Annotated in this window: 9 protein-coding genes; 4 read left to right on the plus strand and 5 right to left on the minus strand. The window is 71.0% G+C overall.

Annotation, left to right across the window (positions count from 1 at the left end; genetic code table 11):
- Positions 1-18 precede the first annotated feature (18 nt).
- Entirely contained in the window at positions 19-663 is a 645-nt protein-coding gene (locus tag Val02_RS26385) for a TetR/AcrR family transcriptional regulator (RefSeq protein ID WP_203901903.1), read from the minus strand.
- A 54-nt stretch (positions 664-717) separates the two neighbouring features.
- Between Val02_RS26385 and Val02_RS26390 the strand changes: the two genes are divergently transcribed.
- The gene (locus tag Val02_RS26390) at positions 718-2373 is read left to right on the plus strand and encodes a phytoene desaturase family protein (RefSeq protein WP_203901904.1); all 1656 of its coding nucleotides are present in this window, start codon (positions 718-720) and stop codon (positions 2371-2373) included.
- 63 nt (positions 2374-2436) lie between these two features.
- Here Val02_RS26390 and Val02_RS26395 read toward each other — a convergent pair whose 3' ends face one another.
- The 3 genes from Val02_RS26395 to Val02_RS26405 all read right to left on the minus strand — a co-directional run bounded on the left by Val02_RS26395 (position 2437) and on the right by Val02_RS26405 (position 6513).
- Entirely contained in the window at positions 2437-4443 is a 2007-nt protein-coding gene (locus Val02_RS26395) for a S8 family serine peptidase (RefSeq protein ID WP_239153335.1), read from the minus strand.
- 202 nt (positions 4444-4645) lie between these two features.
- Positions 4646-6178, minus strand: coding sequence for an FG-GAP-like repeat-containing protein (locus Val02_RS26400; protein ID WP_203901905.1), 1533 nt, complete (start codon positions 6176-6178; stop codon positions 4646-4648).
- A gap of 29 nt (positions 6179-6207) precedes the next feature.
- Complete coding sequence (locus Val02_RS26405; protein ID WP_203901906.1) at positions 6208-6513, minus strand: hypothetical protein; 306 nt, start codon at positions 6511-6513, stop codon at positions 6208-6210.
- A gap of 186 nt (positions 6514-6699) precedes the next feature.
- Between Val02_RS26405 and Val02_RS26410 the strand changes: the two genes are divergently transcribed.
- On the plus strand, positions 6700-8565 hold the full coding sequence (locus Val02_RS26410) for a serine/threonine protein kinase (RefSeq protein WP_203901907.1): 1866 nt from the start codon (positions 6700-6702) through the stop codon (positions 8563-8565).
- Between the two features lie 10 nt (positions 8566-8575).
- Here the strand turns inward: Val02_RS26410 and Val02_RS26415 are convergent, their stop codons facing one another.
- Positions 8576-9763: an ROK family transcriptional regulator gene (locus Val02_RS26415; RefSeq protein WP_239153336.1), complete on the minus strand. Its 1188-nt coding sequence runs from the start codon at positions 9761-9763 to the stop codon at positions 8576-8578.
- 313 nt (positions 9764-10076) lie between these two features.
- Between Val02_RS26415 and mmsA the strand changes: the two genes are divergently transcribed.
- Positions 10077-11597, plus strand: coding sequence for a multiple monosaccharide ABC transporter ATP-binding protein (gene mmsA, locus Val02_RS26420; RefSeq protein WP_203901909.1), 1521 nt, complete (start codon positions 10077-10079; stop codon positions 11595-11597).
- On the plus strand, positions 11594-12895 hold the full coding sequence (mmsB, locus tag Val02_RS26425; RefSeq protein ID WP_203901910.1) for a multiple monosaccharide ABC transporter permease: 1302 nt from the start codon (positions 11594-11596) through the stop codon (positions 12893-12895). Before mmsA ends, mmsB begins: the two co-directional genes overlap by 4 nt.
- The last annotated feature ends 2 nt before the right edge of the window (positions 12896-12897 follow it).

Consider the following 12897-nt stretch of genomic DNA (forward strand, 5'->3'; position numbering starts at 1 on the left):
TCGGCGAACCGGCGGCGATTACACCTCGGCCGCGACCGCGAGGGTCCCGATCGACGCCTTCGCGGCCGCGCGGTCGGCGCCCAGCCCACCGAGCAGGTTGACGAACATGGGGATCAGCACGTGCTCGGCCCCGCCGTCCCGGAAGTATCCGGCGACGTCGAGCATCACGTAGCCGTGCATGGCCGCCCACAACTGCCGGGCGATGTCCAGCGGCACGCCGTCGCGGAGCCGGCCCTGCGCCACGGCGCGCTCGGCGGCGTGCACGATCGCGTCGAACGTGTCCCGGCCGCGCTCGCGTTCGTCGGCGGTCCGCGGGCGGTAGCGGCCCAGGGAGGCGGAGCCGAACATGACGGCGTACAGGTGCGGGTTGCGCCGCGCGTGGATCAGGTAGGCGCGGGCCAGGCCGGCCAGGTCGGCGAGCGCGTCGCCGGTCGGCGGCACCTCGGCGAGCAGTGTGCGCAGCCGGGCGAACCCCTCGGCGACGATCGCGTCGGCGAGGTCGGGCATCGAGCCGAAGTGCGTGTACACGCCCATGGTGGAGGTGCCGGCCTCGGCGGCGACGCGCCGCAGCGTCAGGGCGGACGGACCCTCCTCGGCGAGCAGGCGGGCGGCGCCCTCCAGCAGGCGTACGCGCACGGTGGGGTCGGCGCGGCGTTCGTTCACGGGGGAAAATACTAGCGCTATAGCAACTGCTATATCGGCTGCTACCCTGATCCGATGGAAGAGTGGGACGCGATCGTCATCGGTTCCGGGCTCAGCGGGCTGACCTGCGCCGCCTACCTCACCGCCGCCGGCCGGCGCACGCTAGTCCTGGAGCAGAACCAGGTCGCCGGCGGCTGCAGCCAGGTGTTCCGCCGCAAGGGCAACAAGTACGAGTTCGACGTCGGCATGCACTACATCGGCGAGTGCCACCCCGAGGGGCGGATGACCGCCGCGCTGCGCGGCCTCGGGCTCGACACCCGCGTCGAGTGGCGGCAGCTCGACCCGGACGGGCACTCCACGCTGGTCTTCCCCGGCCTCACGTTCCGGGTGCCCAGCGACTGGGACCGCTATCTCGAGCGGCTGATCGAGGCGTTTCCCGAGCAGGAGCGGGGCCTGCGGCGCTGCGTCGGGGTGCTGCGGCGGATCGGCGCCGAGCTGCGTTCGGTCCCCATGCCCCGGGCCGGCGTCCGCGACCTCGCGCGCTTCGCCCGCCAGGCGCCCACCGTCACGTTCCTCGGACAGCTCCCGTTGAACTGGCTCTTCACGGCCTGCCGGCTCAGCGACCTCGCCCGGGCCGTGATCGTCGCCGAGTCCGGGGACTACGGCGCCCCGCCGTCCCGCACGTCGATCGCGTTGCACGGCGGCTTCCTCGACCACTACCTGACCGGCGGCGCGTGGTACCCGAAGGGTGGCGGCCAGGTCCTTCCCGCACACCTCATCGACGTCGTGCACACCCACGGCGGACGGGTCCGGACCAAGGCCCGCGTCACCCGGATCCTGGTGGAGAACGGCGCCGCCGCCGGCGTCGAGCTGGAGGGCGGCGAGGTGCTGCGCGCCCCCGTCGTCGTGTCCGGCGCCGACCTCAAGCGCACCTACCTCGACCTCGTCGGCCGCGAACACGTGTCGAAGGAGACCGTCGCGCGGGTCGAGAAGTACCGGATGGCGCTGCCGCTGTTCAGCGTCTACCTGGGACTGGACATCGACCTGGCCGAACGGCTGCCCAACAGCACGTACTGGTGCTACCCGCACACCGACGTCGAGGCGCTCTACGGCACCGTCCACAAGGGACAGATCCCGGACGAGATCCCGATCTTCCTGACGTCGGCCACCACCAAGGACCCGGGCAACCCGCACGCCGCGCCGCCCGGCCACTCCACGCTCGAGGTGATGTGCCTGGCACCGCAGGGCGGGTTCTGGCCGGGCGGCGACGGCTACCGGCAGGACGCGGAGTACCTCGCGCTCAAGGAGCACCTCACCGAACGGCTCATCGACCGCGCCGCGGAGGTCGTGCCAGGGCTGCGCGAGCACATCGTCTGGCGCGAGGCCTCCACGCCCGTCACCCACGAACGCTTCACGCTGTCCAGCCTCGGCTCCAGCTACGGCATCGAGATGGCCGCCGACCAGATCGGCCCGCGCCGGCCCGGACCCCGCACCGAGCTGCCCGGCCTGTGGCTCACCGGGGCCAGCACGGCCTCGGGCAACGGCATCGTCGGCGCCGTCTGGGGCGGGATGAACACGGCCGGCGCGGTGCTGCGCCGGCGGTTCGCGGACGAGGTGCGGGCCGGTGCGGTGATCGCCGACCCGTCGAAGCTCACCCCGGTCGAGCCCGACTGGGACCCGCTGGCCGCGTCGAAGCCCAGTTCTCCGCTGCGCCGCCGCGCACGCGTCTGACCGGAGCGGCCCCTCCGTCCACTGTGGACGGAGGGGCCGCGTGTCGCGACGGGCGTTACCCGGTCAGTAGATCCGGACGGTACGGGTGAAGAACTCCCACTCGCCCGGCTTGAGGAAGTCGCCACGGGCGATCAGCGGCGAGGCACCGGCGTTTTCCGCCGTGGCGATCTTGCCGTTGGCCGCCGAGAAGATCGTGACGTACGGCCCCTCGTGGACGAACCAGAACTTCTCCCAGTCGCCGATCACGGTGCTGCGCGCGATCAGCGGCGAGGCACCGGCGTTTTCAGCCGTGACGTACTTGCCGTTGGCGTGCGAACGCAGGCCGATGTAGCCGTCCGGCGTCTCGACGATGTCGAAGCTCTCCCACTGTCCCGCGCTCGGGCGGTTGGCGATGAGCGGGCTCGCGCCACCGTTGTCGGCCGCGACGAAGGAGTTGTTGACCCAGGCCTTCACGCTGACCACCAGCTCCGGCGCCTGCTTCTCGAACGTCTCCCACTCACCGACCGAGGCCCGGTTGGCGACCAGGGCACCGGCACCCGCGTTTTCCGCCGCGACGAACTGCCCGTCGGAGGCGCGCAGACCGACGCTGAGATCCCCCTGCGTCACGAGGCTGAACCGCTCGGCCTGAGCCTGGTCGGTCGTGGACGCCTCGAGCTGCCGGGCGGCGTTGAGCTTGACGTAGTTGGCACCCGTCTTCAGCACGAACGTGTCGCCACCGGTCGCCTCACGCTGGAACGTCTCCGTGGCACCCGGCGCGATGTTGTTGGCGACGAGCGACCCACCGGTGTTGGCCGCCGAGACGAACCTGGCGTTGACCCGCGCGATCAGGCTCAGCGAAGCGATCTCGTTGGTGGCGTCAGCGAGATTGAGAAGCCGGTTGGGCGAATCGGCGAGGGCGTGGTGCACCGACGACGACGCGTCCGAGCTGAGCCGCGCGGCGACCTCGGCCGGAGTCCACGACGGGTTGGCCGACAGGAGCAGCGCGGCGGCACCGGCGACGTGCGGCGACGCCATCGACGTGCCGTTGAAGGCCACCGAACCGCCGTCCTTGGCGGCCGAGGTGATGTTGACGCCCGGCGCGAAGATGTCGAGGCAGTCACCCAGGTTGGAGAACGACGCCGCGTAGTCGATCTCGTCGGTGGCACCGACGGTGATCGCGTCGGGCACCCGGCTCGGGCTGTAGTCGCACGCGTCGTCGGCCGCGTTGCCGGCCGCCACCGCGTACGTGAGGCCCGAGGCGATCGAGGCGGTCACGGCGGTGTCGAGCGCCGCCGAGATGCCGTTGAGGCCGACGCTCATGTTGACCACGGCGGGCTTGACGGCGTTGGCGGTGACCCAGTCGACGCCCGCGATCAGGTTGGCGACGGTGCCGCGGCCGTCACAGCCGAGCACCCGCACCGAGTGCAGCCGCACACCCTTGGCCACGCCGAACGTCTGGCCGCCGATGGTGCCGGCGACGTGCGTCCCGTGCCCGTCGCAGTCATCGGCGTCGTTGTCGTTCTCGACGAAGTCCCGCCCCGAGGTGACCCGCCCCTGGAACTCGGGGTGGGTGGCCCGGATGCCGGTGTCGATGACGTACGCGTGCACGTCGCCGCCGGCGGAGCCCGGGTAGGTGTACTGGTGGTTGAGCGGAAGCGCGTACTCGTCGATGCGGTCCAGACCCCAGGAGGGGTTGGTCTGGGTGTCCGACTTCGTCGTGACCTGGACCTGCTCGACCCGCTCGACCTCGGGCTCGGCCGCGATCTGCTTGGCCTTCTCCGCACTCATCTCGACGGAGAAGCCCCGCAGGACGTTGCTGTAGGTGTGGCCGACACGCCCGTTGAAGCGCGTGCCGAGCCGGCTGACGGTGGCACCGACCTGCGCCTTGGACACCTTGGCGTCCTTGAACACGACGATGTAGCTGTCCTTGACGTACTCCGTGGCGGGGGCCTTGTAGGGCCCGATCCCGCGGATGCCGTGCTCGCCCGGTGCGGCGGAGGCGGCGCCTCCGGGCCCGAACGTCACGGCGACAGTGACGGCGGTGAGCAGTACTCCGGACGCGATGATGCGCCCGGCAGGACGTGCTGTCACAAGCAATCTCCCCGTAGCGTGGGTAAGGGTGACCGATGACGGCATCGATGGACGCCGCATCGATGAGACACGGTACGGGGTCGAAAAGGTTGCCCCAAGTCCTTTGTGGACGGAGAACACCGCCATTTTCTGTCGCGAATTCGTGAAGGGCGGCGGATTCCGGGTGGAATCCGCCGCCCTCAGGCGCGACAGTCCAGCATTGTCACCAGTTGCCGAGCACCAGCCGGCCGCCGACGCGGCCGAGCGAGAAGGCACCGGAGGTGTACCAGACCTCCGCCGCCGAACTGCCGTTGAACCAGACGTAGTAGGCGAACGTGCCGTCCGCGCGCTGGTAGGCCATCACGATGTCGCCGCGGCCGTCGCCGTTCACGTCGCCGGAGGCCATCCGGTCGCCGACGTTGCCGAGGGAGAAGGCGCCCGAGTCGTAGTCGGCGGTGCGGTTGAACTGCGTGCCGTCGGACTTCCACCGGTAGGTGCGCATGGTGCCGTCGCCCTGGTCGTAGGCCATCGCCGGCTCCGCCTTGCCGTCACCGGTGAAGTCGTCCACCACGAGCCGGCCGGCGACGTTGCCGAGGTTGAAGCTGCCGGACTCGTACCAGACCTGCGCGGCCGAGTTGCCGTTCCGCCACACGTAGTAGGCGAACGTCCCGTCGCCGCGCTGGTACGCCATCACGATGTCGGCCCTGCCGTCGCCGTTGATGTCGCCGGCCGCCATGCGGTTGCCCACGGCGCCCAGCGAGAACGCGCCCGAGTCGTAGTCCGACGTGCGGTTGAAACTGTTGCCGTCCGACAACCATCGGAAGATGCGCATCGTGCCGTCGCCCTGGTCGTAGGCCATCGCCGGTTCGGCCCGGCCGTCGCCGTTGAAGTCGTCCACCACGAGCCGGCCGGCGACGTTGTCCAGGTCGAAGGCGCCCGAGGTGTACCAGATCTGCGCGGCCGAGTTGCCGTTCCTCCACACGTAGTAGGCGAACGTCCCGTCGTTCTTCTGGTACGCCATCACGATGTCGTCCTTGCCGTCACCGTTGACGTCGCCGGAGGCGATGCGGTCGTCGACGTTCCCCAGGGAAAAGGCCCCGGACTCGTAGTCGGAGGCGCGGTTGAACCGGTCGCCGTCGGACGTCCAGCGGTAGGTCTTGAAGGTCCCGTCGCCCTCGTCGTAGGCCATCGCCGCGCCGACCGGGGCCCGGCCGCCGGAGACGTCGGCCGGCTCGACGAAGCCGATCAGGTCCCCGCTGGAACGCGGGATGCTGGAGCGGCGCACCCGCGACGGGTCACCCTGGTTGCCGCCGACGTACGTGACCGAACTGCTGGAGACGTCCGTGACGATGGCCACGTGGTCGATCGGGTGGCTGTCGCCGGAGCTGTGGTCCCAGTCGAAGACGATCGCGTCACCCGGCTGCGGCGTGTATCCGCTGCCGCGCGAGTGATACGTGCCGCGGTCCTCCCCGTACTCCTTGAACGACTGCGCCCAGCCGTTGAGGCCCGCGTAGTCCGTCACGCCGCCGTGCCGCCACGCCCACCGGGCGAACTCCGCGCACCACTCCATGCCGCAACTGTGGTAGTAGCCGGGATCGCACGCCGAACCGCCGAGCTGTCCCTCGGCCGCCGCGACGATCGCCGATCGGGAGGCCGCCGCGTCGGCCGGCTCCACGCCGACGACGAGGGTGCCGAGCGCGGCACAGGCCATTGTGGACAGTGCGAGGACCGCACGACCCGTCCTGCTGATGTTCATGACTTCTTCTCCTTGTACGGGTGGGGGTTTCACCAGTTGCCGAGGACGAGGCGGCCGGCCACACGGCTCGGCGCCCCGGTCTGCGCGCTCTGCCAGGAGAGGTTCGGGTAGAGGCGCTGCATCTTGTCGAGGAAGGCGTTGGTGGCCCAGGCCGGGTTCAGCCGGTCGGCCGCGCTGCCCCAGTTCGCGCGCTGCTGGAAGATGCCGAGGCTGTCGTGGTCGGCCAGGGTGAGCGCGCCGGGATCGGTGCCGGGGCCCTGGCCCAGCAGGCTCGCGGCCAGGGCTGTCGCCAACGGGACGGTCAGTGCGCCGCCCCATGCACGTCGGTTTCGCATGTGCTTCCTCCCCGGGTCGGCGGTTCGTCGTCGACCGCCGTACGAAGAGAGTGCGAAGCGCGCCTATACGCTGGCTCCAACCGCTCTGGACCCCGGGTCCGTGGCCACAACCGGCCGTCGGTTCCCCGCCGGGCCGTCGCCTCCTTACGATGCATCGACGGAACGACCTCACGAGAGCGACACGTCATGGCGACCGACGACGAGCTCGTCCCCCTGGGCGACGGACCCGTGGCATCCGTGCTGGCCGGCGTGGACCCGGCTACCGGGGCGGGGTACGCGCTGAAGGTCTTTCCGGCCGGGCTGGACCGCCGCACGCGCAGCCGCGCGCGTGCCGAACTGGCCCGGCTGGCCGCGCTCGGCGACACCCCGTCGCTGCTGCCGGCCTGGCGACTCGACGCGCTCCCGGACGGCCGGGTGGCGCTGCGCATGGACCTGTGCGCGCAGTCCCTGCCGGAGTTGCTCGACTCGTTCGGCCCACTGTCCACATCGGACACCGTGGTGCTCGGCTGCGCGCTCGCCAAGGCCCTCGTCGCGTTGCACGGCGCGGGCCTGGTGCACGGCGGCGTCACGCCGGGCAACGTGCTCTTCCGCGTCTCCGGCGAACCGGTGCTCAGCGACGCCGGCGTGGTCCTGCGGGAGGCGTTCCCCCGGGACCGGATCCGGGCGGCCGGACACCTGGCGCCGGAGACCCTGCGCGACGGCACGGTGGACGCCCGCTCGGACCTCTACGGCCTGGGCGCGATCCTGTACCTGGCGCTGGCCGGCCGCTCCCCGCACGACGGCCCCGCCGGCGAACGCCCCGACGCGCGGCTGCTGCGCGTCCTGGACTCGCCGGCACCGCCTCCGGCGCGGGCCGGGCTGCCGCCGGAGCTCGACGCCCTGACCACCGAACTCCTGGCGCGGGACCCGGCCGAGCGGCCGGCGGACGCGGCGTCGGTCCTGCGCCGGCTGGGCACACTGCGAGCGACCCTGAACGCCCCCTCCCCCGCCGCACCGCCCGCTCGCACCGCTCCGGCCCCCGACCCGGGACCGCCACCGCCCGCCGGCGCCTCGGCGCCGGCCCCGCACGCCTACCTCGCACGGCACGCCCACCCGGCCCCTCCCGCCGGCGACCCGACTCCGCCCCCGGCCCGGCACGCCCGTCCGGCCCCGGGCAATCCCACCGGCGGCCCGACCCCGCTGCCCGCGACCGGCCCCGCCGCTCTCACCGACCCGGCGCCGCGGCCGCCCGTCGGGCCCACGCCGCCGGTCGGACCCCTGCGGCAGCCGGCCGCCGACTGGGTCTCCCCGCCGGCCGTCGACCGCGCCCAGCCGTCCGCCGCCGGCCCCGTGGCGCAGGACGGCCCGCCCGGGGAAACGACCCCGGACACCGCCGGCCGGACCGCATCCGCCGGCGATCGGGGACGGCAGTCGCCCACCGCGGATGCGGAGGCGTTGCCGGGCGGGGAGCCCACGTTCGACGACCCGCCGGCCGCGTCGCCGTGGCCGTACGGCATCGCGCCGGAGGAGCCCGAGCCGCCGCGCGAGCAGGCGACCGGCCCCACGCCGGACGGCGAGCCGATCCTGGTGTTCGGCCCGCTGCGGGCGCCGCGCCGGTTCGCGCGGGTGTCGCTGGCGGTGGCGCTGACGGTCGCGGCCGTGGTGGCGCTGATCGCCGTGAGCACCGCCCTGCTGATGAACGAACCGGACGAGCTGGCCGTGCCGCCGGCGCCGGCGCGTTCGGCCGGGTCGGCTCCGGGGCCCTTGCCGAGCCGCGTCGTGCAGCTGGAACTCGCCGATCCGGTCGACCGGGGCAACTACGTCGAGTTGTCCTGGCGCAGCAGCGAACCGCTGGACTTCGCGGTGATCGTGGCGGCTGAGGGCGAGAAGGCCAAGGCGGTGTTCGTGCACCGGAGCACCAGCTACCGGATGGAGGTGGACCCGGCCCGCAAGTACTGCTTCCTGATCCAGGGCGCCGACGGCGTGCAGGTCCACAACAGCGCGCCGAAGGCGATCCGCGGCGCCACCTGTTCGCAGCAGGGAACGCGTGGCGCCGCGGAGCCGACCGGCTAGCCCGCGGGGCTCAGAGTGACAGCAGTTCCGACACCTGGGGCGAGTACGTGGCGTGCAGGACGAGGGCGGCGCCGCCGACCGCCGCGGCGTCCGGCCCCAGCGGGGACAGCTCCACCTTGGGCGCGCGGATGTGTCGGGCCAGGACCCGCAGGCTCAGCGCCCGTTCGACCGCGTGGTGGTACTTGTCCTCGACGTGGCGGATGCCGTGTCCGCCGAGAACGACCAGGTCGACGTCGACGATGTTGACCACGTTGACCACGACGGTGGCCAGCAGCTCGGCGGCCTCCTCGACGACGGCGGAGGCGAGCGGGTCGTGCGCGGCGGCGGCGCGGCAGAGGGTCTCGTGGTCGACGTCGCCGGAAGCGCTTCGATACATCGCGTGGAGCGCGCTGCCGGCGGCCTCCCCGTCGGCGAGCCGGCGGCGCAGCCGGGCGGCGAGCGCGGTGGGGCTGATCAGGCTCTCCAGGCAGCCGTAGTTGCCGCAGTAGCAGCGCGGCCCGTCGGGCTGCACCGACGTGTGGCCGAACTCGGCGGCGTTCATCGATCCGCCGCGGTGCACCTGGTGGCCGAGAACGAGCCCGCCGCCGACGCCGGTGCCGAGGAAGAAGTAGGCGAAGTTGGCGACGCCGCGGCCGGCGCCGGCCCAGCGTTCCCCGATGGCGGCCGCGGTCGCGTCGTTGTCGATCGTGACCGGGAGCCCGGTGGCCTCGGCGACCATCCGCTTCAGCGGCACCCTGGTCCAGCTGGGCAGCTGCGGCGGCGCCACGAGCATCCCCTGGGACTGGTCGATCGGCCCGGGTGCGGCGAGCCCGAGGCCGAGCACCTGGCCGCGCGCGACGCCCGTGCCGGCGAGGGCCTCGTCGACGAGTTCGGCGATGGCGCTGGTGACCTTGGCCGGATCGGTGTCCGGCGGGGTCGGCCGCTGCGTCATGACCAGCGGCCGGCCGAGCAGGTCGACCACCACGCAGGCGAGCCGGACCGGATCGAAGTGCACCCCGACCGCGCGTCCGGCGTCGGCGTTGATCCGCAGCAGGGTGCGCGGCTTGCCGCCGTTGGACGTGCGGGCGCCGTCCTCGCGGACGATCCCCTCGTCGATGAGGCGCCGCACGATGCCGGAGACGGTCTGCGGGGTGAGGCCGGTCGACGCGGCTATCTCCACCCGGCTGATGCCGTCGGCGCGTTGGATCTGATCGAGCACGACCGCTCTGTTGTATTGCCCGACCTTAGGAAGGTTCGTCCCCGCCTGCCGCACCCGTTCGCCTCCGTGACCATCGTTATCAGCATGATGCCGGACGGCGTTGACTAAGTAAATCAATTGGATTTACAGTTCCGAAACAGCCTGGTGATCGTGGATGCGAGGAGTGGCCACCCTCCCCCGCGGTCCCCGCCGGATTGCGGAAGGCGTCGAGGTACCGCACCATCGGTCGGACCCTGACGGCCGGAGGCCGCATCCCGCACCCGCCCGGTATCGCTTGGAGGCACCTTTGGAGAGCGCTCCCCCGCTGCTCGAGATGCGATCGATCACGAAGGAATTCCCCGGGGTCAAGGCCCTGTCGGACGTCAACCTCGTGGTCCGCGCCGGCGAGATCCACGCCATCTGCGGGGAGAACGGCGCGGGCAAGTCGACGCTGATGAAGGTCCTGAGCGGCGTGTACCCGTACGGCACCTACAGCGGTTCGATCGTGTACCGGGGGGCCGAGACCAGGTTCTCGGACATCCGGGCCAGCGAGCACGCCGGCATCGTGATCATTCACCAGGAGCTGGCGCTCGTCCCGGGCATGTCGATCACCGAGAACATCTTCCTCGGCAACGAGCCGCGCCGGTTCGGGCGCATCGACTGGAAGGCCGCCAACAGCAAGGCGCTGGAGCTGATGCGGCAGGTCGGGCTGACCGAGGATCCGGACACGCTCATCAAGGACATCGGCGTCGGCAAGCAGCAGCTGGTGGAGATCGCCAAGGCGTTCGCCAAGGACGTCCGGCTGCTGATCCTGGATGAGCCGACCGCGGCGCTCAACGAGGCGGACTCGCAGCACCTGCTGGACCTGCTGCGCGGCTTCAAGGAGCGCGGCATCACCTCGATCATGATCTCGCACAAGCTCAACGAGATCGAGGCGATCGCCGACTCCATCACGATCCTGCGGGACGGGAGGACGATCGAGACCCTCGACGTCGCGGCCGGCGGGGTCGACGAGGACCGCATCGTGCGCGGCATGGTGGGGCGCAGCCTGAGCAACCGGTTCCCGGACCACCGGCCGGAGATCGGCGACGTCTTCTTCGAGGTGCGCGACTGGACGGTGCGCCACCCGATCTCGACGGAACGCCTGGTGTGCAAGAACTCCAGCTTCAACGTGCGCCGCGGCGAGATCGTCGGCTTCGCCGGCCTGATGGGCGCCGGGCGCACCGAGCTGGCCATGAGCCTGTTCGGCCGCTCCTACGGGGTGTGGCTCGGCGGCCGGGTGTTCAAGGACGGCAAGGAGATCCAGATCCGTTCGGTGGCCGAGGCCATCGCCAACGGCCTGGCGTACGTGAGCGAGGACCGCAAGGCGATCGGCCTCAACCTCCTCGACGACATCAAGACCTCGGTCGTGGCGGCCAAGCTCTCCAAGGTCACCCGCAACGGTGTGCTGGACGAGGCGAAGGAGTACCGCGAGGCCGAGCAGTACCGCAAGAGCCTGCGGATCAAGACGCCGACCGTGGACGAGGGCGTCACCAAGCTCTCCGGCGGCAACCAGCAGAAGGTCGTGCTGGCGAAGTGGATGTTCACCGATCCGGACCTGCTGATCCTCGACGAGCCGACGCGTGGGATCGACGTGGGCGCCAAGTACGAGATCTACGGCATCATCCAGCGGCTCGCCGACGAGGGTAAGGGCGTCATCGTCATCTCCTCCGAGCTGCCCGAGCTGATCGGTCTGTGCGACCGCATCTACACGGTTTTCGAAGGCACCATCACCGGCGAGATCAGCCGGCAAGACGCCAACCCGGAAGTCCTGATGAAGCAGATGACCTCTACCAAGAAGACGTTGACGCCATGAGCCGAATCAAAGAGCTGCAGAAGAACCTCTTCGGGGGTTCCACCTCGAACGCGCGCCAGTTCGGGATGATCTTCACGTTGATCGCGGTCATCGTGTACTTCCAGGTCCGCACCGACGGCCTGACGCTGACGCCGACCAACCTGATCGCGCTGACCCAGCAGGGTGCCTACATCTCGATCCTGTCGATCGGCATGTTGATGGTCATCGTGGCCGGCCACATCGACCTGTCGGTCGGTTCGGTCGCGGCGTTCACCGGCATCGTGGTGGCCAAGGCGATCACGGAGAACGACATCCCGTGGCCGATCGGCATCCTCATCGGCCTCGGCGTGGGCGCGCTCATCGGCGCGTTCCAGGGCTTCTGGGTCGCCTACATCGGGGTGCCGGCGTTCATCGTCACGCTCGCCGGCATGCTGCTGTTCCGCGGCGGCAACCAGTACATCGGCAACGCCGAGACGATCACGGTGCCGAAGGGCTTCCAGAAGATCGGTTCCGGCTACCTGCCCGACATCGGGCCGGAGACCAACTACAACAACCCGACGCTGCTGCTGGGCCTGCTCATCTGCGTGGCGGTGGTGATCCGGGAGTTCCGGGCGCGGAAGGTGCGCCAGCAGATGGAGGGCGCCGAGCCGACCCCGCTGTGGGTGTCGCTCGTGCGGCTGGGCGTGCTGCTCGCCGTGATCCTCTTCGCGACGTTCCGCTTCGCGGGCGGTCGGGTCGGCACCAGCTTCCCGATCTCCGGCATCATCCTCGCCGTCCTCGTCGTCGCGTACTCGTTCTACACGCGCAACACGGCCGGCGGCCGCCACATCTACGCGGTCGGCGGCAACGCCCGGGCCGCCGAGCTCTCCGGCGTGAAGCTGCGCCGGGTCAACTTCTTCGTGATGATGAACATGTCGATCCTCGCCTCGCTGGCCGGCATGATCTTCGTGGCGCGCTCCGCGGCCTCCGGCCCGCAGGACGGCCTCAACTGGGAGTTGGACGCCATCGCGGCCGTCTTCATCGGCGGCGCCGCCGTCTCCGGCGGCCTCGGCACCATCAGCGGTGCCATCGTCGGCGGTCTCGTCATGGCGGTGCTCACCAACGGCCTGCAGCTGATCGGTACCGGCGCCGACAAGGTGCAGATCATCAAGGGCCTGTTCCTGCTCGCCGCCGTCGCGTTCGACGTCTACAACAAGAGCCAGGGGCGCTTCTCGATCGTCGGATCGTTGATGCGCCCGTTCCGCCGGGACACACCCGCCGATCCCGTCGCACTCGCCGAGGCGAGCCGCGAGGAGGAGAAGGCCCCGGCTGCCGGCTGAAC

The organism is Virgisporangium aliadipatigenens, from assembly GCF_016863615.1.
GTDB lineage: Bacteria > Actinomycetota > Actinomycetes > Mycobacteriales > Micromonosporaceae > Virgisporangium > Virgisporangium aliadipatigenens.